Annotated in this window: 13 protein-coding genes; all 13 read right to left on the reverse strand. The window is 45.3% G+C overall.

Annotated elements, in window-relative coordinates:
• Positions 1-11: 11 nt before the first annotated feature.
• A complete protein-coding gene (locus tag T359_RS0115560; protein ID WP_026518268.1) occupies positions 12-668 on the reverse strand; it encodes a redox-sensing transcriptional repressor Rex in 657 nt (218 codons plus the stop codon).
• A 95-nt stretch (positions 669-763) separates the two neighbouring features.
• Positions 764-3,505 (reverse strand): glycoside hydrolase family 2 TIM barrel-domain containing protein, encoded by a 2,742-nt coding sequence (locus tag T359_RS0115565; protein ID WP_026518269.1) that lies wholly within the window; start codon positions 3,503-3,505, stop codon positions 764-766.
• Between the two features lie 198 nt (positions 3,506-3,703).
• Positions 3,704-5,425, reverse strand: a complete 1,722-nt coding sequence (locus T359_RS0115575) for a methyl-accepting chemotaxis protein (protein WP_035784706.1) — start codon at positions 5,423-5,425, stop codon at positions 3,704-3,706.
• 166 nt (positions 5,426-5,591) lie between these two features.
• Positions 5,592-13,241 carry a rhamnogalacturonan lyase family protein gene (locus T359_RS21835; protein WP_051545529.1) on the reverse strand — a complete coding sequence of 2,550 codons (7,650 nt, stop codon included), beginning with the start codon at positions 13,239-13,241 and terminating at the stop codon, positions 5,592-5,594.
• Positions 13,242-13,547: 306 nt separating this feature from the next.
• Positions 13,548-15,209: a bifunctional metallophosphatase/5'-nucleotidase gene (locus tag T359_RS0115585; RefSeq protein WP_026518271.1), complete on the reverse strand. Its 1,662-nt coding sequence runs from the start codon at positions 15,207-15,209 to the stop codon at positions 13,548-13,550.
• A gap of 88 nt (positions 15,210-15,297) precedes the next feature.
• Complete coding sequence (gene hslO, locus T359_RS0115590; RefSeq protein ID WP_026518272.1) at positions 15,298-16,197, reverse strand: Hsp33 family molecular chaperone HslO; 900 nt, start codon at positions 16,195-16,197, stop codon at positions 15,298-15,300.
• A 28-nt stretch (positions 16,198-16,225) separates the two neighbouring features.
• Positions 16,226-17,125, reverse strand: a complete 900-nt coding sequence (gene aguB, locus T359_RS0115595; protein WP_026518273.1) for an N-carbamoylputrescine amidase — start codon at positions 17,123-17,125, stop codon at positions 16,226-16,228.
• Positions 17,126-17,139: 14 nt separating this feature from the next.
• Positions 17,140-18,312, reverse strand: coding sequence for an agmatine deiminase (aguA, locus tag T359_RS0115600; protein WP_081795619.1), 1,173 nt, complete (start codon positions 18,310-18,312; stop codon positions 17,140-17,142).
• A 22-nt stretch (positions 18,313-18,334) separates the two neighbouring features.
• Positions 18,335-19,537 carry a carboxynorspermidine decarboxylase gene (gene nspC / locus T359_RS0115605; RefSeq protein ID WP_026518275.1) on the reverse strand — a complete coding sequence of 401 codons (1,203 nt, stop codon included), beginning with the start codon at positions 19,535-19,537 and terminating at the stop codon, positions 18,335-18,337.
• A 119-nt stretch (positions 19,538-19,656) separates the two neighbouring features.
• Positions 19,657-20,919 carry a saccharopine dehydrogenase family protein gene (locus T359_RS0115610; protein ID WP_026518276.1) on the reverse strand — a complete coding sequence of 421 codons (1,263 nt, stop codon included), beginning with the start codon at positions 20,917-20,919 and terminating at the stop codon, positions 19,657-19,659.
• Positions 20,916-21,779, reverse strand: a complete 864-nt coding sequence (gene speE / locus T359_RS0115615) for a polyamine aminopropyltransferase (protein ID WP_026518277.1) — start codon at positions 21,777-21,779, stop codon at positions 20,916-20,918. Before speE ends, T359_RS0115610 begins: the two co-directional genes overlap by 4 nt.
• A 37-nt stretch (positions 21,780-21,816) precedes the next feature.
• A complete protein-coding gene (locus T359_RS0115620; protein WP_026518278.1) occupies positions 21,817-23,265 on the reverse strand; it encodes an aminotransferase class I/II-fold pyridoxal phosphate-dependent enzyme in 1,449 nt (482 codons plus the stop codon).
• Positions 23,266-23,293: 28 nt separating this feature from the next.
• Positions 23,294-23,446 carry a hypothetical protein gene (locus T359_RS22555; RefSeq protein ID WP_155840147.1) on the reverse strand — a complete coding sequence of 51 codons (153 nt, stop codon included), beginning with the start codon at positions 23,444-23,446 and terminating at the stop codon, positions 23,294-23,296.
• Positions 23,447-23,757 lie beyond the last annotated feature (311 nt).

Genomic DNA, 23,757 nt, shown 5'->3' on the forward strand with positions numbered 1-23,757 from the left:
CTCACCCCGAATCACTTATTCTGGGATGGGTTCAATGTTTTCTCGTACCTATTTATATTATACGATAATTTCATTAAACTGTCAGATAAATGTACATTTTCTACCTGAATATTGTTAGGAACTTCCAGATCAACATGTGCGAAGTTCCATATAGCCTTGATACCACAGCCTGCAAGCTTCTGTGCCATGGGCACTGCCTGTTCCTTGGGTATGGTAAGTACAGCTATCTCTATATTGTTATTACGTACGAAGTCCTCCAGTTCCTCTATGGGACGAACCTCGACATTTCTTATCATTGTGCCGTACAGCTCAGGATTGCAGTCAAAAGCCCCCTTGAATACAAATCCTCTTCTGGTAAAGTTGGTATATCCCGCAAGAGCCTTACCAAGGTGACCAGCACCCACGATAACAAGACTGTGCTGCTTGTCTATTCCAAGTATCTTGCTTATCTCGTCATAGAGATATCCAACATTATATCCGTATCCCTGCTGTCCGAATCCGCCAAAATTATTGAAGTCCTGCCTGATCTGTGAAGCAGTGACCTTCATAATGTCGCTTAATTCCTGGGAGGAAATTCTCTCGATCCCCCTCTCCTTGAGATCTCCCAGATATCTGAAATAGCGCGGCAAACGACTGATAACCGCCTGTGAAATTTCCTTCTCTGACATGCTAACTCCCTATTCAATTACATTTTTTGTATATTAACAAAATGGTTATTGTTAATTAATGAACAATACAATTATATCCATCCGTTAAATAAATGTCAAACAAACAGAGCCTCTAAATCCGCCGTCTCAAGCACCTTTTCAGGACAAAAATCTTCACTGTCCAAATACTGATAAATAGCGGAAAGCAGCGCTTTTGCCTCGGGATATTCCTGAAGTTGTTGAAGACCCATGGAGGAAAAAAGTACTCTTCCCTTAAGACATTTGCACTCAAAAAGTTTTGCCAGAGGTCGCAGCTTTGAATAGCTGTCCAGTTCTTTTATTATTGGCCTTATATCCTCTCTGACCATAACTGCTCTGCCATTGGCCATAGGCCACCACTGCCACTGATTATGGCTCTTTGTGGGGAAGTGCTTAAAAATGGGGTGCTCTGCATCAATATATTGCCCCATGCCTCCCTCCTGGAATTCGAAGGTGCCAACAGACCAGAAATCCGTTGAAAACTGGGCCTGTATGGAGTGGGGAAGACTCTCAGCATCAGAATCCGGCGATAAGTAAACGATTCCACCCTCCTCCAGAACCTTTTTTGCCTTATCATCAAAGGTCTTGGATTCATAGATTGAAGCAGGCCTTTCAGGAGTAAACCTTGGATATGCCCAGATATTATAGGAATTGCTGATAACTTCCTTATCATCGCCAATAATGTAAACCAGGATTCTCAGACAGACTCCATGCTCCGATTCAGGATTGACCGGCAAAAGAGCTTTTTTCAAAAGAGGAAGTCGTAGCCCCAATTTACCTCCGTAGCTTAACTCGCCGAATTTATATTCCCCGGACTCAAGGGTCTGATGCATCAGCTTTGTTCCTGTCTTATCATCGATTATTTCGATTTCAATTTTTCCCTTAATATCATTTCTGCCGTAGTTGGCAATGAAAATCTCCCCGGAAACCTGCTCATCTAGGTAATAGGTATACCTTGGAAGCTGCAAAAGAGGAAGCTGCGCCCTGAAGAATTCTCTGAACCTCTCGGGCTTTGCAAAGTCAAAGGGCTTGGGCTCAAGATGCGAATTCATCATTCCCACCAAAGCGGTGCCCTGCCCCGGGAAATCCTGTATTCCAAGGAGAGATAATCCAGACATGCCAGGAGTCCTAAGGGCCGCTTCAACCTCTTCCCTGTAGCACAAAAGAGCCAGTTCTCCCGTGGCCTCCACATATTTTTTCCAATCATCAACAAGGCCCTTTGCTACGGCCTTTTCCTTGACCAGCCTGAGATTAACGGGATCAGATACTCCCCTGAATTCTTCCAGCTCATCAAAATCCGGCAGGATCTCATACTGCCCCACCTCAAATCCAAAAATGGGCTTATCATAGTCCTTCCTGATCTCGCTGCAGATTTCAGAAAAATTGTGCTCTGAGTTTGGATACTCCCGGTTAAGATAGCCTATCATTCCCGCTGAGGTTGCTCGGAGCATCGTTTTCCTATAATCGCTTCCGGTATAAAAATCACTCTTTTGGTTAGCTCCCTTATCACCGTAGAAGTTGTTGGAGCCCCAGGCGTAAAGCCTTGTGTCATCTGCTTTTCTCGCAAGTTTTATAAGCTCTTCCATTCGCGCTACACCTTCATCCGTCGAATGAAGCTCATTTCCCAGTGTCAGCATTACAAAAGAAGGGTGGTTCGCATAACTTGTAATTATTTCAGTAAGCTCCTTTTTGTAATACTCAAAGCTGTGCTCCGGCAAAAAAGCATCCACCGGATTCCAGTGGGACAGCTCCGGCTGCACCATGATTCCTGCCCTGTCCGCTGCTTCAAAGGCTGCCTCCGGCGGGCAATGGGAGTGAAATCTCACGCAGTTTAAGCCATAGGCCTTGTACTTCTCCATAATGCTCTTCCAGGTGCCGGTATCCATGGGCCAGTGCCCCTCTTCCGGGAATTCTGCGCAATTGGCTTCGCCCCGAAGAAAGAACCTGCGGCCGTTTATGGTAAGTCGTCCCTCATGGTCATAGCCAAAATCCCTGATTCCAAAGTCTGATGCGGCTTCATGAAGTTTCTTACCGTTTTCATCTATAAGAGCTGCAATACACTTATACAGATTTCCTTCATATTCGTCCCATTTAAGGGCATTTTCATTAATCCCTATATTCTCAAAGACCACCGTCACTTCGCTGTTTTTTAGAAGCTCTACAGCCTGTTCCGGTGCCTCTTTAAAAGCATCACTGTCAAGGCGCAGTATCCCCTTAAATTCTCTGTCCGACGATATCGTGGCCTTTACACATACTTTCTCTTTCTTTGGATAAATCCAAAGCCCTGAAATAAAGGCCTTTGGAAATACCTCTATTCCAACCTTTCCCAGAAGACCGTTCCAGTTGGTCTGGGTCTCATCCGTAGCCGCAGAGGAATACAGAATATTCGCAGCCGGCATATCGGGATAGCTGTTATCACACAAAAGCCGGATAGTGCTTCCTTCCTGCAACAGCCCCGTTACCTCAAATCTATAGGGCGTTGCCAACGTCCCCGATATAGCTTCTACCTCTTTTCCATCCACAAACAGCCTCAAAGCTCTCGACCTTTCAACCGTCAAAAAAACCCTGTTCTCCCCTATCTGCTCTATCGCTTCCCTGCTCACCTTAGTGCAATAGGCTGCTTCCCCCATATAAAAATGCTTTCTCGTCAGCCTGCTTTCTATCGGCCCCTCAGCCTTAACAAACTCCCTTCCCTCTTTCTTTAAAAGAAGCTCATCCTTCCCCCCAATCCCGCTCTCATCCAGCGTCCCCGGAATCTTCACCTCATACTTCTCATCCTCTATCTTAACTTCCCAAACTCCCGCAAGATCTATAACCATAACTCACCCTCAACCTGATCAAATCTGTAATAACTTCAATATTTCTCTATTATCTAATCTAACACAATCTATTCTCCTAAGTAAGACAGATTTATGAATCATTCGCACGAGGAAGATGATTCATGGCAAAATTAAAAGAAGTATTGACGGTTGCTCTGAACAACGTGAAAACCGGCAATACTTCTTTTTATTTTGTCTTTATGGCTTGAAGTAACTTATGGCATCGGTCATACCGGTGGCAAGGTCCTGAAGCTTACCGGCTGACTCGGAAATAATAGCAAAGGTTGCATTAAGCTCCTGCATAGAAGCATTTGTCTCCTCAGATGAAGCCGCATTCTCCTGGGAAATCGCTGAAAGATCCGAAATAATCTCAACCAGTTTGTCCTTGGCAACACTGAGCTGATCTACATGAGAAGCAATGCTTCCTGTGGAATCAGATACATGACTTACATTCTCAGCCATGCACTGCATGTTGTCCTTTGTATCACCAAGCTGCTGCTCCTGCTGGTCAAAGCTTGTATTAAGCCTCTCCATAACCTCTACGGAAGCCTCTGAATCAGCCATGAGCTTATCAACGATCTTCTTGATCTCCTCTGCACTGTTACTACTCTGTACAGCCAGCTGGCCGATCTCTGTAGCAACAACAGCGAAGCCTTTTCCTGCATCTCCCGCTCTTGCAGCCTCAATACTTGCATTAAGGGAAAGAAGGTTTGTCTGGGATGCGATCTCAGTAATAGCCTGGGAGAACTTGGAAATCTCTTTTGCAGATTCATTTGTTGAATCAATGGTCTGTCCGATATCACGAACTGAAGCCTGAACTTCACTGCTCTGCTGGATAAGTCTGTTAAGAGCTTCCATGGCAGCTTCGCAGGATTCCTTCATCTGAGCTGTAAATCCGTTAAGCTGCTGAACATTGTCAGCAACGATCTCAATATCACTGCCGATATGCTGGGTGTTTCCTGCTGCATTCTCAACACTCTCTGCCTGCATTACAGCACCCTTGGATATCTCGTCAACAGCCTGGCTTACCTGGGATGAAGCATGGGATGCCTGATGGGCGGAATTTGAAAGCTCCGATCCGGACTCCTTAAGCTCTTTTGACATATCCATAGTTGTTTTAATTACTTCACCCAGCTTCTCGCTGAGAATCTTGGTACCATCTGCAAGAAGTCCGATCTCATCATTTCTGTCAATTGCAGACTGATCAATATCAAGCTTAAGCTCACCTCTTGAAAGGCTTGCAAGCTCATCTGCGATGGCTCTCATCTTACCTGAAGACTTATTTGCAATAACAATACCAAAGATGGATACCACTATGGTAATCACTACAGAAATAAAGATCATATTGGCAATAATGCCCCATACCTTTGCTTTTACAGAGTCGCTCTCTCTTCCTGCAAATACCATTCCAATTGCAGAACCGTCAGTATTCTTAAGAGGCATATAATAGCAATAATAGGGTTCAGCTGCACCTGCAGGTGTGGTCTGAACATAATAGTCCTGTTTGCCGGTTACCACATGACTGAAAACAGTATCTGATATGTTATAGCCTGTTGCTTTTTTGCCACTGCTGTCAACCATGGTTGTAATAGCTCTTTCTTTTCCGTAAAAAAGAGAATATTCAACACCGGTAGCTGCCTTCATTTCATCCATTAATTCCTCATATTCAGCCATGACGTCTTCTTCGCCCTTATAGACAACTCCGTCTACATAAGACCAGGGACCATCCCATACATTATTCATCTCACTGTCAAGCTGACTGACAGCAACTTTCAGTTCTTCCTGAACCATGTTTTTATAAGTCTTGTTGATCTCAATACCGCCCAGAACTGTCAGGGCGGTCGCCACAACGACAATGGCAGCAACAGCAGCAAAAATAAGCTTTTGAATAAGTTTTCCTTTTCGTTCCTTTACTTCCATAGTCGTAGGCAACCTCCTTCATATAATTTCACCATCAACTTAAATGTTTACGTTATCTATTTAGCGATAATTGTATAACGGTAAGCAATAATATTATACAGGAAAAAGGCCCCCAACTTATATGTCGGAGGCCCATTTTATTTATGAAATTTTTATTAAAAGTACACTAATTTATCAATACACCGTTTTCATCAAAAGTATATTTCTTACCCCACTTGCTGATGGTCTTTCCGATAACCATGTGACCTTCGCTATCGAAATAATGTCTTCCATCCTCAAGATCGATGAAGCTGCCTTTTACGACATGTCCCTTGTCATTTACATAATACTTAAAACCATCTTCCTCAACAACGCTTTCGGTAACCAGAACACCCTTATTATCATAATAGCTTGTGGTGCCCCATCTTGTATTGAATCCGGTTACCATGTGGCCATTGCCATCAAAGAAGTATGTCTTTCCGTCGACAGTAACTGCAACAGACTTAACCATGGAACCATTTTCCTTGAAGTAGTAAGTAAATCCGTCAATGGTCCACTTGCCTGTAAGCTTGCTTCCATCCTCAAGCTGGTAGTAAGTTGTTCCCCACTTGGTTACGAATGTGCCGGCAGGAACTGTGATCTCCTCTTCGCCATAATATGAAGCATCATCAATAATTTTGCGGACAATGAAGCCACCAACTCTTGGTGTTCCACCGCCAAATTCTACAGTCAGCTGACCGTCTGTTACTTCAACATCAACGGAAATAATTGAATATGTTCCTGCTGCATTGCTTGTGTTGAAGGTTACGCCCTCAGCAGTTCCTGAGATTGAACTCTTATAAACTGAGTTACTGATAAGATCAAGCTGATACTTACCGTTTGGAACGTCATAGAGGAAGGTCTCCCCTGCAGGAAGGGCGAAGTCGGTATATACGTTGGAAGGAAGTATGCCTTCGAACTCGAAGCCTTCTGTTCTTCCCTGCATAAGTGACTCAGGATTACTGAATCCGAAGTGCTGCTTCTTGGTGTATGCACTACCAAAGGTTTCAAGGGTCTTTGTACCATTCTTAGGATTAACAGTAATAGTTGTCCAGCCCTCAGCTGCTCTTGATGCGTCGATACCGAAGTCAAACTTGTTAACTGCAGGATATCTTACTGTAACATCCATCTCTGCCAGATCATCATAATCCTCAACGGTTCCTGTAAGAGTGAAGGTTGTGCCAAGCTTTGTTACATCGAGATTCTCTGTATTCCAGGTTACCTTGGCATCTGCCTTCTTACCGCTTGAATAAATAACTGCTACTGTCTCAGGAAGAACAATATCTTTTCTGAGATAATCAACCTCTGCATAAACCTTATTAACAGCTGCGATGTAGTCATCAACAACTTTTACCTTGATCTGAACTGTATCATCGGTTCCTTCAACAGTACCTGTCAGAACATATTCACCGACCTTTGTAAGGTCAAGACCGTCTCTGTTCCAGGTTACAGCAACACTCTTGGAGGTTCCGTTAAGGAAGGTTGCTTCTACTGTAGCAGGAAGCTCTACGTCATTACCAAGAATAACCTTGATATCGTCAAAAGGAGCATATCCTGTAGGAACGTTTTCAATAACTACAACTGTTACCTCAACAGGGTTCTCAGCATATCCGCGAACGTTGGCATAAGCCTTGTAGGTTCCAACTGCTGTGATATCAACCCCTGAAGCATCATAGGTAACTGCTACATTTACTTCTTTTCCCTCAGAATCAGTTACTGCTATGGTGGACTTCTTAGCAGCAAGAAGGTCTGCTACTGTCTCGCCCTCTGCCATAGGTGTATTCTGAACGAGCTCAAATACTTCAAATTCTTCGTTGAGCTTCTCAATAGCTATTGTGGTCTGAACTGTAAGAGCTGCTGAGCTGTAGCTCTTCTTACCATCAACGATAGCTGCTACCTTGTATGAATAGTAGCTTCCGCCTGCAAGACCTGTATCTGTAAATGAGTAAACCTGCTGATCCTCAGCTTCCTCTTTTACCTCTTCATAGATAGGATCAACTTTGGTAACAACTACTGCATTAAGGATAGCCAGATTGCCTTCATTGGAGGATACAACCTCAATCTGTGAAGCGTTGTCAAAAGTAACATATGCAGTCTTTACGATATCGGCTACTTTTGTGGACTGTGAAACAACTCCAAGGTCCTGTCCGTTTACAGAAACAGTTGTGTTGTTATAGGCATTGTTGCTGTATGCTGCACCTGCATATACATCTACCTTGTAGCTTCCTGCAGGAACATCTATGAGGAATTTAAGTCTGTTATCAGCTCTTACAAGATCGCAGCAGGCCTTCTCAACGTCAGTCTGTGTTTCACCTGCATTCTCAATTCCTGCACCAACTCTGTTCCAGTTAACTCCTGAGCCGGTTCCTGCTTCCCATCCATAACCTCTGTCGGAGGAATAATCATCCGCAAGGATTCTGTCAAAGCCAGTAGCGTTGCCGCTCTTGTAGCCCATGTCAAACTTCTTGAATACATCCTGCTCTTTATAGCCTGTGATAACCTTGCTTGTTCCTGCAGCTGATGAAGATGCTGTCTTAAGCTCCTCAGGAGAAAGCTCAGCAACTGTCTCATAATCAGATACATTCTGCTCGCCGTTTTCATCAACGGTTACCTCTGCTCTGGAGATCACATAGCCTTCCACATCATGTCCGTATCTTGTTCCGTCATTAGCTGCTGTAAACTGAATCTCAGCTGTTGATGTAGTCATTTTTCCTTCTGAAAGTTTAGCTGTGATAAGGCCTTCAGAAATGAGATAGCTTGTGTGTGCAGGCTGGTTGTAACCAACGTTCTGCCATGCAACACCCTCTCTGTAAGCAAGATCTGTAAGAAGGCAGGGAACTACGTAGTCAGTCTGAATAGTTGTTGAGTAAATTCTTACCTTGCTGTTATCTGTTGCGCTTCTTGCAACTATCTCTTCTCTCCAGTCACCCAGGATATCAGCTACAAGGCCAAGGTTACCCTTAGTTCCGTTGCTGGTGTGAACCTCTGAAGACTCAAAGAGCATTACAGATGTCTCATTCTCGTAATCCCACTTCTCAATAGTAGTTGTAAGAGGTGCATAAGCGCCCTTATCAAAGGTGTGATCCTGTGTTTCAGCTAAAAGATCACCATCCCAGTAAATTGAGAAGTTAACTGCCGGTGTAGTTCCCTTGGAGAGCTCAACCATTGCATCATTTGTCTTATCCTGTGACCCGACAAGTCCTGAAAGTGAACCGAATACGCTGGCATTTCTTGAATCCCATGAAGGCTCATCATTTCCCTTGTAGTTAGGATTAGCGATTGACCAGTACTCTGCGCCTTCTGCTCTTGGGTCGATATCGGATGCCATTCCACGGCCGGTATCTTTTCCTGTGTAATAACCTGTGATGATCTCACCTGTCTCAGCGTCATGGATCTCTACATGATATGCTGCATTGTCATGCTCGTGAACATCCATTACTTCAAGTCCGGGACGACTTGGAATCCAGTCACTTACGTGCATTGCATCACCGTGGCCAAGGCCTGTGGAATACATTGTTGTTCCGTCATCATTAATGGTGAGTGAACCGTAGATGATCTCGTCCTTTCCGTCGCCATCCACGTCATTTACTGAAAGACCGTGGTTACCCTGAGCCTCCAGTGAAGGTCCGTTAGGAAGATCATTGGTATCAAACTTCCAATATACTCCGATCTGCGCTTTCTCATTGCCCTCTTCATCTGTTGTCTTAGTGAGGTAGTAAGCAGTAAGAGTTGTTCTTGTGTAGTAACCTCTTGCGAATACTGCAAAAGGAGTTGTGCCGTTAAGGTAAGCTGTTGCTGAAAGGAATCTGTCTACACGGTTGCCGTAGCCATCACCCCAGGCTGATACAGAACCTCTTCCGGGGATATAATCCACAGTATCGATAAGTTCTCCGGTGTTGCCCTTGAACATTGAGAAGTACTCAGGTCCGTCAAGAACATATCCGCCGCTGTTTCTGTAGTCGTTGACAGGACTGATAACGTCAGTAGGAAGCGCATCACTGTTGCAGGCACCTACATAGCCTGTCTCAACAAGGGTTCCGTTCTCATTTGCATAAGTTGTTGTGCCGTCTGCAGTCTTTACTGCGATCTCGGCGATACCATCGGCATCGAAGTCCCAAACCTGGAACTGTGTATAATGAGCACCTGAACGGATATTTACGCCAAGGTCAATTCTCCAGAGCTGCTCTACATTTCCTGTGATGAAATCAACATTGTAGCCATCAAGGAAGGTCTTTCCTGTATATCCTGACTTGGAGTTATCCTGAGCGTTGCTGGGATACCACTTAACAATGAGTTCAAGATCACCGTCTCCGTCGAGGTCAGCCACTGACATATCATTTGCTGTATATGTGCAGGTTGATCCGTCAGGCATTGTCTCATCTTCAGGCTTATTAAGTGAAAGCTCAAGATACTGATTTTCCCATACAGATGTTACAACTTTCTTAAGTGAAAGTGCTTCGTCATTGGAGCCTACAACTGTATAAGTATTTGAAGGAAGGCCGCCTTCATCGATCATGTTAGTTGCCTTGATGTTATAGGCAATCTGTGTTCCGTTTCTGTATACATCAAAGGTTGTAGTGAGCTCGTCGCCCTCAAAGTCCTCAGGGAATGCTCTCCAGGAGAGATAATTTCCTCTCTTGATCTCATTGCCCTGTTTATCTGTGCATGTAACCTTGATCTCTGCGCCGGCATTGCCTGCAATATTCATGGCCACAACAGCTCTGTCTGAGTAGCTCTCAAGACCGCCTGCAATAAGCTTGCCTGCGATAGGAGTTGTGCAAACCTCTGAAAGTTCTGATACACCGCCGGCATTCATGGCTGCTACTTTGTAGTAGTAATGAATGTTTGTGGAGATTCCTTCACTGTCATCTGTAAAAGTTGTTCCAAAGGCTTCTCCAACCTTTGTGAACTCCTTGAATCCCTTGTCAGATTCAGGCTTGTTTGAACGATAAACAATGTACTTAAGAACATTGTCGGCAGCATCGTTGGCTTCCCAGGAAATTGTGATGCTGTTCTTAAGCTCTGTATCACCTTCAACAGGATCTGTACATACCACTTTTGCAGGGGCTGCAGGAACCTTGATGCTTGGATCAAGCATTGCCTGTGTAACGATGTTACTGGGTGCTGACTCTGTTCCGTCCGCAACCACGCAGGTCATGTAGTAAGAATAGGTCTCACCGAGAGTTGCTGTCATTGCTCTGCAGTCAAGCTCATTGTGGGTAAGCTCCTGAGCTGTGTAGCTCTTTACAAGAACGAAGTCCTTATCGGTCTCGCCCTTCTGATATACGTTGTAAGAAACCGCATCCTTAACCTTGGTGAAGGCAAGGAGGAAGGTTGCTGTAGCTTTTTCAAAAGAGAGCTCTGTGATGGCAAGGTTGCCGGGAGCCTCTAAAAGTGTTGTGATGGTAAGACCGTTGATATACTGGTTAGTACCGTCAACAACGATATTGAGCTGTCCATCTGTAACCTTGGCAACACCTGTGCAGCTTCCGAGGGACTGCTTACAGGAAATTGAACCGATGGAAACACCCTCTGCTGTGTATGCAGGCTTGATGGTGCTAGTTCCGGATAAAAGATCGCAGGCATAAACCGTGATCTCATAGGTTCCGTTGGGAAGGTCTACAGCGAACTCGCCTGCTCCAAGACAGAAGTCATCTGCCATTGCTGATGAATCAGGATTGCCGTTGCCCTTTCTGTCTCTTCCGTTGCCGGGAGCCTTGATCCATCCGTAGCCCTTGGCCTTGTCATACATTTCGTTATGATTAACCCCGGTCCAGCCTTCCATGGTAGCTGAATTGTTATAGTTAAAGTCGAATCTGTAACCCGCGGTCTTGGTTCCTACTTCGAGCTTGTCTGAAAGTTCACCCACGCCGAAGCTGTTAAAGCCTGCTACAGCGTATGCATAGGTTGCACCGCCGGCGCACTTGGAATCAACGTAGCTGTTCTTTCCTGAAACTGAGTACTTCTCAGCACCGGTAAAATCAACATCAGCTGCGGTCTGGCCTTCTGCAAGCTTAGCTCTGTAGATGTAATAGAGCTCTGCTCCCTCAGCGGCATCCCATGCAAGGGAAATACTGGTGGCACCAACCGAAGTGGTCTTAAGGCCTTCAGGCTTCCCGGGTGCTTCCTTGGCTGAAGTAAAGGTAACCTTAGAAGCAAGGCTGTCCAGCTGCTCATCGGAACCGTCAACCTTACCCTCAGCATAGTCAAGGATTCCTTCTGCAACACAGCCTGCAAACTTAAGAGCGCCGTAGTACTGAAGGTGTGTTGAATCATCAACGCCTCCCGCATAAGCACCGGAGGTAACTTCTCCTGCTGCAAGCTTAAGGAAAAGCATCTTTGAACCTTCGATTCCGAAGCTGTTGCAGACATCGATTGAACGCTGTGTCAGGTCAACATAGGGAATGTTGTGCTCTTTTGCAAGAGAAAGCATTACCTGACGGTAGCTCTCGAAGTTGCTGGCAAAAGAAATAAGATTGCCGTTAGCATCTGCATTGTAGCTGTAACGAGCCACAGGAGTTACCAGGACAGGAATTGCGCCTCTCTGATAAGCACCCTCAACATACATCATGATCCACTTCTCGAAATCCTCTGCAGATACATATCTGTTAGGTCTTGAATATGTGGCATCATTGTGTCCCCACTGAACAAGGAGATAGTCACCGGGCTTGATGTCCTCAAGAATATCATCGAACTTGCCCTCATCAATGAATGACTTGGAGGAACGACCGCCGATGGAACGGTTCTCTACGATAACGCTCTCTGTCTCATATGTCTGGGACTGGCTGTAGCCGCAGGCATCACATTCTCTCTCTTCTACAAGCTCTCCGAAGTATGAAGAAAGAACCTGGCCCCAACCTGTCTGTGGGTAATAATATTCATCATAGGTCTGAACGGTTGAATCAGATGCAATGAATACTGTAGGCTTGTCGCCCATGGCCTCTGTGGCAAGTCTTGTGATCTTAACCTCAGAAACATATACAGTGGTTGTCTTTGCATCAGACATCTTGGTAGCACTGCTACTGCCAAGGAATTTAAGATTGAGCTGACCGTCAACCAGATTGGCTTCAAAGCTCTCTGTTACAGAGCTTCCGGCTGCTACATTAATATCCCATTTCTTGCTGATGTCCTCAGCCTCAAGAGCTGCGGTGTAGTCAGCAGAAGTGGGGTTGGTAAATGTAACCTCCACCTGATAATCTGCATTATAAAGGTCAACATCAAAAGTAGATGTAGTCTCATAAGTATAAACGCCATAGCCTGAGCTCTCAGTCTCTGTCCAAATCTTGGAATCTATGGCCACATAGTTATCTGCATCCTTAACATTGGATGCTCCGGGAGTTACTGCCGGTACTCTCGGATAATAGACGTTGTTCTTCCAGCCGTCTGCTTCCTTGGAAAAATCAACATCACTGAATCCATACCCCTTTTCATTATCATAAACATCCTTGGAAGATACACTTCTGCCCTCGCCGAATTTCACATCGGCTACAACAGTATCCTCCATAAAGTTCGCATAACCATCATCGCCCTGGTCTGCGAACACACCACCGTCACCGGCTCCTTCCTCGGAGAAAGCTGCAACCTCTTCCTCTACCCGGATTTCGTCTGAAGCATCCTCCTCAAGAACAATCTCTTCCGACTCCTCAGATTCGGAAGCTTCAGATGAATCTGCGTCATTGATGTCCAGTATCGTTTCATCCTCTGCTGCAAAAGCAGTTAGTCCATTCGCAGCTGCAGACAGATTTGACGCAGCCATAGCTATTGCCATGAACAAAGCCAGACTCTTCCCCTTATGCATTCCAACAATCCTCCTTTTCATTCCCCTTCACTTCATTTTGTCACATTTTTATAACATTACTCATCCCCCTCAGGATCGCAGGTTCAAAAAGTGACAAAATTTGTTATTTACATGTCGATATTTTATGCAATTTGTATTCTTTTTGCGACTTATTTTCCCACCTAAACTTTGCAATTTTGACCATTATAAATGTATGTCAAATATTTTGGGTAATTCTAAATAATAGACAGAAAAAAAGCCGCAGTTATCATAATTTGTACAATAACTGCGGCTCCATATTCTGTATTAAATTTTTATCTCAAAGAATTACTTCTGAGTCTGGTCGCCTCTTGGTGCGCCATATTTAGCAGCTGTGATATTGCCTCCAAGAACATCCTGAACGTACTCCATAACAGCCTCATCCATTACGATACCGGTGTCAAACTGCTCGCTGGCACTCTTAAATGCATAATAGGTATCACCACCTGCTGCGCAGAAGTTGTTGGTAACTACCGCATAAGTATCTGTAGCTGAGAAAGGCTTATCATTGATACTCTCAATAGTAACTCTGTTGATGGAAGCCGGCTTATAATATGTTGATGCAGGATAAGCTGGTCCCTTGTGGAAGCTCTTGGTTGTATCAATTGTAAACTTGATACCTGCAGTCTGAGGATATCCGCCTACAGCCTTAGGTGTGCAGAAGGTAGATGCCTCAAGGGCCTCTAAGAGCTCTGCTCCTGTTACATAAACTACAGATACTGTGTTTCCGAAAGGAAGTACGGTATTAAGATCCTTCTTTGTTACATCGCCGGCCTCGATAGTAGCACGGATGCCACCGCCATTGGTGATTGCAACAACGTGATCTGCGTCAACCTTAAGTGCTCCGGGCGCTTTCAGAACGCTCCACATGATAGCATCTGTAATAAGGTCACCGAGGTTGGTCTCCTGTGTTCTGTTTCCGGGCTCCTTGGCACCGTTGAGCAGAACCTCTGACTTAGCAAATACTACGCCATACTGCTGATCAATAGCCTTGAAAAGCTCGTTGGCCTTAGCTGCTGTAGTTACTTCCTGCTGAAGAAGATCAAAGTTAATAAGGTATCTGTCCTCGATCTGCTTGGAAGCATCATCAATAACAACAACACCGATGGTCTCAGCCTTGGTTCCTGTTGACTGAACAGGCTCACCCTTTGCCCCCTTTGTCATAACGGTGTGTGAATGTCCGTCAATGATAAGGTCTATGCCTTTTGTCTTGGCATAAAGGTCAACACTTCTGTGTCCGTCGCCGGCTGACTCATCATCAACACCAAGATGAGCAAGGCAGATAACAAGGTCTACGCCCTGAGCCTTTAATGTGTCGATCTGTTCCTGAGCACAGGTATAAATCTGTCCCTTGGAAAGGAAGGTGATTCCCTGAATAAGTCCGGGATTAACCTTGGTCTGAGTCTCAGGAGTCTCCATTCCGAAGAAACCGATCTTAAGTCCTGCTGGTGATGTGTAAATATAATTTGGATCTACAATAGGCTTGCCATCGGCCCCAAGAACGTCAGCGCAGATTGTCTTGAACTTGGCCTGAGAAAGATTGGACATAAGCTTGTAATAACCATAATCAAACTCATGATTTCCAAGTGTTGCGAGATCATAGCCTGCTGCATTCATCATCTTGACTGCATCAAGGCCCTTGGATGTGCTTACATAAGGAGTTCCCTGGCTATAATCGCCCATATCTGCCAGAATAACATTGGCTCCCCTCTTCTGAAAATTCTGCTTAACTGATGCGATGTACGCATACTTACTGACAGCACCGTGAATATCATTGGTGTGCATAATTACAGTCTTGCCGGTAAGATTAGCCGGCACATTTGCAATAGATCTGATGTCTGCTGAAACACTGTAATCAGCCAGAGCAACCGGTGCCTGGAATCTCAGTGTTAACAGCATTGCAAACGCCATTACAAATGCAAGTACCCTTTTCACACAATTCTTTTTCATTCCTGCCTCCTTAAAATATTAATTTTTTATAAAAAAATTGATGGCAACTTTCATTATAAACGAATCGCCATCAATTTTCACATTTTTATTATTTTTTCTGAGATTTTGCCCGAATCTTTATCTCTTTGAGTTCATCTACGGTAAAGGTATACTTCTTGTTACAGAACTGACAGCACATCTCGATTTCCTTGCCGTCGCCGATCATCTCCTCAATGTCCTTCTCGCTGATCAGCATCAGTGCTCTCTCCACTCTGTCTCTGTCGCAGTTGCAGTAGAAATTGAGATCGATCTTGTCAGTAAACTCAATGTCAAATCCCTCAAGGACTATCTTAAGTAGCTCCTCAGGAGTCTTGCCTGCCTTGAGAATGTCTGTTACGGAAGTGAATTTCTTAAGGTTCTCCTCCAGATGAGCGATGGTCTCCTCCTCAGCAAAGGGAAGAAGCTGGATAATAAATCCGCCGGAAGCTATAACTGAAAGATCCTCTCTTTCCACCAGAACTCCAAGCCCCACAGAAGAAGGTGTCTGCTCGGACTTGGTGAAGTAATAGGTGAGATCCTCAGCAACCTCTCCTGTATAAAGAGGCACCTGGCCCACATAAGGCTCCTTCATTCCCATATCTCTTATAACAGTAAGGGTTCCCTCACCGATACCGCCGCCCACATTCAGGTGTCCCGCTGCGTTGGGCTCCATGATAACATAGGGATTGGACACATAGCCCTTTACATTGCCCTTGTTGTCTGCGGTCGCCAGAACTCCCTTGAGAGGTCCGTCTCCGTCCATCTTTACGGTGATGAGATCATCATCATTGTCCATCATGGTTCCCATCATAACAGTTCCGGTCATAAGACGTCCCAGAGCTGCAGCAGCAATCGGCGATAATCCGTGAACCTTTCTTCCGTACTCCGCAAGATCCCTGGTGGTTGCCGCAAAGGCTCTGATCTGCGCATTTCCTGCAGTTGCTCTGACCATATAATCCTTGTATTCCATTGTAAAAAACATCCTTTTCTAAATATTTTTATTCTGTAATGCGCTTATAGCATTCGGGTCTTCTGTCTCTGAAAAGTCCCCAGGACAAGCGGTTCTCCCTGATCTTGTCAAAGTCGTACTCGGCGTAGATTATCTCTTCCTTGTCACGGCTTGCTCTTGCCACAAGATCTCCGGTCTCATCAGTCAGGAAGCTGTTTCCATAGAAGCACAGGCTGGAACTCTGTCCGCCGTTTTCTTCTGTAGGAGTGACCGTCTCAGTTCCGATTCTGTTGGCAGCTGCCACAGGAACGATATTGGCTGCAGAATGTCCCTGCATGGTCCTCATCCAGTGTCCTGAGCTGTCCACATCGAGAATAGGCTCAGAACCGATGGCAGTGGGATAAAGAATGATATCCGCTCCTGCAATGGCAAGGCATCTTGCGGTCTCCGGGAACCACTGATCCCAGCATATTCCCACGCCCACATTGCCGTATCTTGTCTTAAAAACCTTAAATCCGGTATTCCCCGGAGTAAAATAGAACTTCTCCTGATAATAATGGTCATCAGGAATATGGGTCTTTCTGTAAATTCCAAGGTCTGTACCGTCGGCATCCAGCATCACTACTGAATTGTAAAGAACATTTCCGTCTTTTTCATAGATGCTTATGGGCATCACCACAGAAAGCTCTTTGGCCAGCTTCTTAAAATACTGAACTGCCTCATTCTCGTCGGCAGGTACAGCATAATCATAATAATCGTATCTTCTCTCCTGGCAGAAATACTTTCTTTCGAAAAGCTCTGACAAAAGAATAATGTTGGCGCCATTTGCTGCCGCCTCTCTTACAAGCTCCCCGGCTTTTTCTATACTGGCTCTGACCTGCTCGCTGTCTGAAGAAGCCTCTTTTCCGCAGGCATACTGGATGCAGGCCACCTTAACTTTTTTTGACATAAGTCCTCCTAAAATCAGTTCTCCGGAATCTGCTGTGTTATACAGTGGATGTTTCCGCCTCCCAGCAGGATACTTCTGGCATCGATTCCGATGACCTCTCTATTCTTACAAAGATCTCTCAATATCTCAAGAGCTCTTTTATCACTTTCTTCATTATCACCGCCAAACTGTGGAACCAGGGCGGCGCCGTTTATATAGTAATAGTTAACGTAGCTGGCGGCAAGTCGCTCTCCAACCTCGCGCTGATCCTCGCCTTCCTCGAACTCATAATTATCCAGGTCCTCCTGATCGATAAGAACCGGATAATCAGGAATCGGAAGCTTGTGAACCTTTATCTTGCGTCCCCTGGCATCGGTCTCACTCTCCAGATACTCAAGGTCTTCCAGTGACATCTCATACTGAGGGTCATCCTCATCATCTGTCCAGGCCAGAACCACTTCTCCAGGAGCCACAAAAGCGCAGACATTGTCCACATGCTCATTGGTCTCATCATTATAGATACCGTTGGGAAGCCATAACACCTTTTCCGCTCCAAGGTACTTCTTCAGGGTCTTTTCTATCTCTTCTTTGCTAAGATCAGGATTTCTTCCCTCGCTCAAAAGGCAGGCCTCTGTCACCATGACTGTTCCCTCGCCGTCGGAGTGGATGGAGCCACCCTCCAGAACAAAAGGAGCTGCGTCATAGTAGTCTATCTCGCACATATCAAGGAACTTCCCTGCCACCAAATCATCTTTTTCCCAGGAAGCATAGAGACCGTCCACATCTCCGCCCCAGGCATTGAAGCTCCAGTTGATTCCTCTGATACTCTTCTCCCCGTCGGTCACGAAGGTGGGGCCCACATCTCTTGCCCAGGAATCATCGGATTCTATGGGCAGAATAAGGCATCTTTCTTCCATGGTCTTCAGGACATCCTCATCCTCTCCCTGAACCTTGAGTTTCACCAAAAGTGTGTCCACAAAAAGCCTTGCTTCCTCAAAGTCCTCCTTGCTGGCAAGAAGATACAGATTCTCCCTCTTTAATATCTCAATAAAAATGTCCCCAAAAGCCTTAAGAGCGCCGCTTCTGTCCTTTCCCCAGCTGCCGGGCCTCACGGGATAGATCATAATTGTTCCGTCATGAGGTGCAAACTCCGCAGGCATATAATATCCGTCGTTAACGGGCTTGGAATCGGTTATTTTCTGCAACATTACTCCTTTCCGGATCTGTATATCATAATCTCATCTTGAAATCGTTATATCCAAACTCTCTGATAAGCTCCACATCGGACTTGTCATGCATAATGGCAATATCCGGAAGAGGCATACCGTTGAAGGTGTTGTTCTTTACCATGCTGTAGATGGCCATATCCTCAAAATAGAGCCTGTCGCCTATCTTCTTTTCCTTCTCAAAGCTGTAGTCGCCGATAATATCACCGGCAAGGCAGGTCCTTGAAGAAAGCCTGTAGGTATAGGGCAGTTCTCCCGGATCCTCCGCATCCTTAAGAGGCGGAACATAGGGCATCTCTATGACGTCAGGCATATGGCAGGAAGCAGAGGTATCAAGAATGAGCACCGGCTTTCTGTCTGTCTCCACGATATCCATTACCGTGGTAACAAGATAACCTGCGTAAAGAGCTATGGCCTCTCCCGGCTCTAAGTAAACCTCAAGTCCGTAGGTGCTCTTTATGTACTTAACAAGCTCAATAAGCCCTTCTCTGTCATAGTCATCTCTTGTGATATGATGTCCGCCCCCCAGATTGATCCACTTTAACTGGTTGCCGGCAGGCACCTCTCCCTCGGAGTACAGATGCTCCTTCTCAGGAAAATATGAAGCGAAATCCTTCTCAACCTTTTTGAAGGTATCGAATAGAGGCTCAAAATCCTGCTCGCAGAGATTGTGGAAATGGATTCCCTCAACCCCCTCAGGAAGCTTATCCGGAAGATTCACCTTGCGTATGCCAAGTCTTGATCCGCTGGCGCAGGGGTCATATATCTCATGGGCATCATCTGTGCTGAATTCAGGATTTATCCTTATTCCCACAGACAATTGTCCTGCAGCCGCTTTCGGGCCCCAGACAGGTCTGTGATGTTCAAGCTGTCTCAGAGAATTAAAAACAACGTGATCACAGATATTGCAGATCTCCGCCATCTCATCATCCTTAAACGCAGGCTCGTATACATGATTTTCTCTTCTCTCACCCTCAGGAGTAATGAACTCCTCATGGGCAAGCTTTGCCTCGAAAATACCTGAAGCCGTGCATCCTGACAGATATTTGGCTATAAGAGGATAGGTCTGATATACGGAATAGGCCTTCTGTGCAAGAAGGATCTTGGCCCCGGACCTCTTCTGAACATCAGCCAGTATCTCACAATTCTTCCGCAGTTTCTTTTCATCGATCACATAGACCGGTGTCTTTACTTCCGATAATTTCATTCTTCATTTTCCTCATTAAAAGTATTTATTTCCTATCTTCTAGCTTATCACAAATTTATGCCGAAAAGAAAATCCTTACCCCTTAAGAAAAAGGAGTAAGGATTAAATCTTCATAAACTTTAATCTACTAAAACAGGATTCTCATCCACAACCCATGGAAGTCCGTATTCGTTCAGCATTTCCATGTATGGATCGGGATCGAATTCATCTGTAGTATAAACGCCGGGCTTCTTCCACTGGCCTGTTACCACAAGAGAGGTTCCGATCATGGCAGGAACGCCTGTGGTGTAGCTGATAGCCTGGCTTCCCAGTTCCTTGTAGCACTCCTGATGGTCACAAACGTTGTAGATGAAAAGAGTCTTCTCTTTTCCGTCCTTGATTCCCTTGAAGATACATCCGATGTTGGTCTTTCCTACTGTTCTTGGTCCAAGGCTTGCAGGATCAGGTAAAAGAGCCTTCAGGAACTGAATAGGAACAATATCCTTGCCTTCGAACTTAATAGGAGTTGTTGAAAGCATACCAACATCCTCAAGACATCTCATATGATCAAGGTAGCTCTGGCCGAAGGTCATGAAGAAACGGATTCTCTTGATCTCAGGGAAGTTTCTTCCAAGGGCCTCGATCTCCTCGTGGTGAAGAAGATACATATCCTTCTTTCCTACCTGAGGGAAATCATACTCTCTCTTGATCTCCATGGGTTTGGTCTCAACCCAGTGGCCATCCTCCCAGTAGCTGCCGTTGGCGCTTACTTCACGAAGGTTGATCTCAGGATTAAAGTTGGTGGCAAAGGCATAGCCGTGGTCACCGCCGTTGCAGTCAAGAATATCAACGCTGTTGATCTCATCGAAATAGTGCTTCTTTGCATAAGCAACAAATACGCTGGTTACACCGGGATCAAAACCTGTTCCCAGAAGGCCTGTGATACCTGCCTCCTTGAACTTGTCCATATATGCCCACTGATAGCTGTAATCAAAGTAAGCTGTAAAGCCCTTTTCCTTGCATCTCTTCTCATAAGCTGCGCGCCATACGGGCTCGTCTGTATCCTCAGGCTCATAGTTGGCTGTATCGATGTAGTCTACCTTGCACTCAAGGCAGGCATCCATAATAGCAAGGTCCTGATAAGGAAGTGCTACATTAAGAACAGCATCGGGCTGGTACTCTTTGATAAGCTTGGCAACATCAGCGCTGTCATCAGCGTTAACTGTTGCTGTAGTGATCTTTAAAGTAGTTCCCTGCTTCTCAAGCTTCTCCTTAAGTGCATCGCACTTGCTTACTGTGCGGCTTGCAAGGCACATTTCTGTAAATACCTTATTGTTCTGAGCGCATTTCTGGATAGCAACCTGCGCAACGCCGCCGCAACCGATAACCAATAATCTACTCATCTGGACATGTCCTCCTCTTCTTGAAGTAAATCTTCAACATACTTAGGCAGCATGAAAGCTCCCTTATGTAAATGTGTTGTATAATACCAGGTCTTTATTCCTCTCTCGTCCCATCTGTCGGGATTGAAATCCTTGAGGGGATGATATTTCTTGCTGGCAAATCCAAAGAGCCAGTAGCCTGCCGGGCAGGTAGGAATGTGAGCCTGATAAACCCTGTTCACAGGGAAAACTCTGTAGGCCTTGCGGTGCATGGCTCTGCAGCTCTCCTCGTCCTCGTCGTAGAAAGGACTGCCGTGCTGGTAAACCATGATTCCGTCATCATGAAGTGCCTTGTAGCAGCTTCCGTAGAACTCCTTGGTAAAAAGTCCCGCCTCATGGCCCAGGGGCTCTGTTACGTCATTGATGATAAGGTCATACATATCCTCGCACTTGCGCAGATACTTAAGACCGTCCTGATAGTAGATGTGAACCCTGTCATCCTCCAGGCCCACTGCGTTATCAGGGAAAAACTGCTTGCAGACATCCACAAACATATTGTCAGGCTCAACCACATCGATGACCTTGATCTCATCATAATGTGTAAGCTCTCTGGCAACACCGCCGTCGCCACCGCCAAGAACCAGAACCCTCTGAACCTTGGGATGAACAGCCATAGGCACATGGACTATCATCTCATCATAGGTGAACTCATCCTTCTCGGAAAAAATGATATTTCCGTCTGAAGTAAGGAATTTTCCAAATTCAGGGGAATCAAAAACGTCTATTCTCTGAAACTCACTGGTTCCGGAAAAAAGCTGTTTGGCAAGGCGAATGCTTATCTTAACATTGCCTGTATGCATATCACTGAACCAATAATCCATCTCAGCCATATCTATGTCCGTCCTTTCACTATATCTATTATTTTAATACAAACAGCTCTGAAATGTCTTCACTTTCCGGGCCCTGCATTGAGCAGCCCTTTTCCATGGCTGTCTTAATATAATCAAGAATATCCTTGGTGATCATCTCACCGGGAGACAGAATCGGTATTCCCGGAGGATAACACATAACTGACTCGGCGCTTATGCGGCCCACAGTCTCATCTATAGGCAGTGACTCCTTTTCTGCGTAAAAAGCCTCCTGAGGAGTTGCCTTAACAATAGGAGTAATATATTCCGCTGAGAAAATCTGATACTCAGGCTTACTGTAAAGTCTTCTGATATCAGCCAGGGCTCCTGCCAGTCTCTCTATATCCTGAAGTCTGTCGCCGATGGAAATATAAGCCATTACATTGGACAGATCTCCGAACTCCATCTGAATATCATACTCATCTCTGAGAAGATCATAAACCTCAATTCCCGTAAGACCGATGCTTCTGGTGTTAACTACCAGCTTGGTCTCGTCGAAATCAAAAATGCTGCCGCCGTTCTTAAGCTCATTGCCGTAAGCGTAGTATCCGCCGATATCATTGATCTCTTCTCTCGCATACTGAGCCATTCTGGTAACCTTGGCAAAGCTGTCATGACCGTTAAGTGCCAGATTTCTTCTGGAAATATCAAGACTTCCAAGAAGCAGGTAGCTGGCTGATGTGGTCTGGGTCAGGTTCACGATCCTGCTGATATAACCCACATTGGCATCCGGTCCGCAAAGAAGGATTGAGCTCTGAGTAAGACTTCCTCCTGACTTGTGCATACTGATGGCTGCCATATCAGCTCCCGCCGCCATGGCATTAAGAGGAAGATTCGGTCCGAAATAAAGGTGTGTGCCATGGGCCTCATCCACCAGAGCCTTCATGCCGTTGGCATGGGCCAGCTCAACTATTGCCTTCAGATCTGAACATATTCCATAGTAGGAAGGATTGTTGATAAGGATCGCCTTGGCATCGGGATTATCCTTAACTGCCCTGGCTACATCCGCGATCTCCATTCCAAGAGGAATTCCCAGCTTGGTATCAACCTTGGGATCAATATATACAGGAACCGCTCCGCAAAGGATCAGGGCGTTGATGGCACTCTTATGCACATTTCTGGGCATAATGATCTTCTCGCCGGCCTTGACGTGGGACAAAACCATTGCCTGAACAGCACTGGTGGTTCCGTTAACCATCATAAAAGCATGGGCAGCACCGAAAGCGTCCGCCATAAGTTCCTCTGCGTCCTTGATAACTGAAACCGGATGGCAAAGATTATCAAGAGGCTTCATGGAATTAACATCAATACCTACGCATCTGTCCCCGAGAAAGCTCACAAGCTCGGCATTTCCTCTGCCTCTCTTATGTCCGGGAACGTCAAAAGGAACAACTCTCTGTTTTCTGAATTTCTCAAGAGCCTCATAAATAGGGGCTTTCTTCTGTCTTTCTAAGTTCAACTAACTAATCCTCCAAAAGCATCAACTATCAGTGCTTAGCATAGATAGTATAATTGCCTGCGGTCTCTATCTCAACCATTTTTTCACTAACATCCTGCAAAAGTCCTTCGCTGTAGGGATAAAGCACCGGCCACACCGGAGCGTCATAATTTTCATCCCTCTGCTCATGTCCTATCACCACATAATTTGCCTCCTCAAGAGTATAGACCTCAACAGGTGTTATGTCATGATAAACACACAGATACCCATTCTATCATAAAATTTGTCAAAAAGCTCTTTAAAATATTAAGTATGTTCTTTTAATATATTCGAACATTTTTTCAAAAAGTTCAGATATGGCAAACAGTATTATTCCGATTATGGATTTTGAGTTGTCTTTTATTTTTGCACACATAGGCTAATTATAGCATTTTCTATAGGATAGTGATAGGCGAATGGGATTATACGACGGCGAAATTGCTTCGCAATTTCCCTGTCGTCCGTTTGAGCAGA

It is taken from the genome of Butyrivibrio sp. MC2021, assembly GCF_000621605.1.
Classification (GTDB): domain Bacteria; phylum Bacillota; class Clostridia; order Lachnospirales; family Lachnospiraceae; genus Butyrivibrio.

What these genes read in the sequence shown, in the direction of transcription:
- T359_RS0115560 (WP_026518268.1), bottom strand. Translation starts at nt 668, where the DNA reads ATGTCAGAGAAGGAAATTTCACAGGCGGTTATCAGTCGTTTGCCGCGC.
- T359_RS0115565 (WP_026518269.1), bottom strand. Translation starts at nt 3,505, where the DNA reads ATGGTTATAGATCTTGCGGGAGTTTGGGAAGTTAAGATAGAGGATGAG.
- T359_RS0115575 (WP_035784706.1), bottom strand. Translation starts at nt 5,425, where the DNA reads ATGGAAGTAAAGGAACGAAAAGGAAAACTTATTCAAAAGCTTATTTTT.
- T359_RS21835 (WP_051545529.1), bottom strand. Translation starts at nt 13,241, where the DNA reads ATGCATAAGGGGAAGAGTCTGGCTTTGTTCATGGCAATAGCTATGGCT.
- T359_RS0115585 (WP_026518271.1), bottom strand. Translation starts at nt 15,209, where the DNA reads ATGAAAAAGAATTGTGTGAAAAGGGTACTTGCATTTGTAATGGCGTTT.
- hslO (WP_026518272.1), bottom strand. Translation starts at nt 16,197, where the DNA reads ATGGAATACAAGGATTATATGGTCAGAGCAACTGCAGGAAATGCGCAG.
- aguB (WP_026518273.1), bottom strand. Translation starts at nt 17,125, where the DNA reads ATGTCAAAAAAAGTTAAGGTGGCCTGCATCCAGTATGCCTGCGGAAAA.
- aguA (WP_081795619.1), bottom strand. Translation starts at nt 18,312, where the DNA reads ATGTTGCAGAAAATAACCGATTCCAAGCCCGTTAACGACGGATATTAT.
- nspC (WP_026518275.1), bottom strand. Translation starts at nt 19,537, where the DNA reads ATGAAATTATCGGAAGTAAAGACACCGGTCTATGTGATCGATGAAAAG.
- T359_RS0115610 (WP_026518276.1), bottom strand. Translation starts at nt 20,919, where the DNA reads ATGAGTAGATTATTGGTTATCGGTTGCGGCGGCGTTGCGCAGGTTGCT.
- speE (WP_026518277.1), bottom strand. Translation starts at nt 21,779, where the DNA reads ATGGATTATTGGTTCAGTGATATGCATACAGGCAATGTTAAGATAAGC.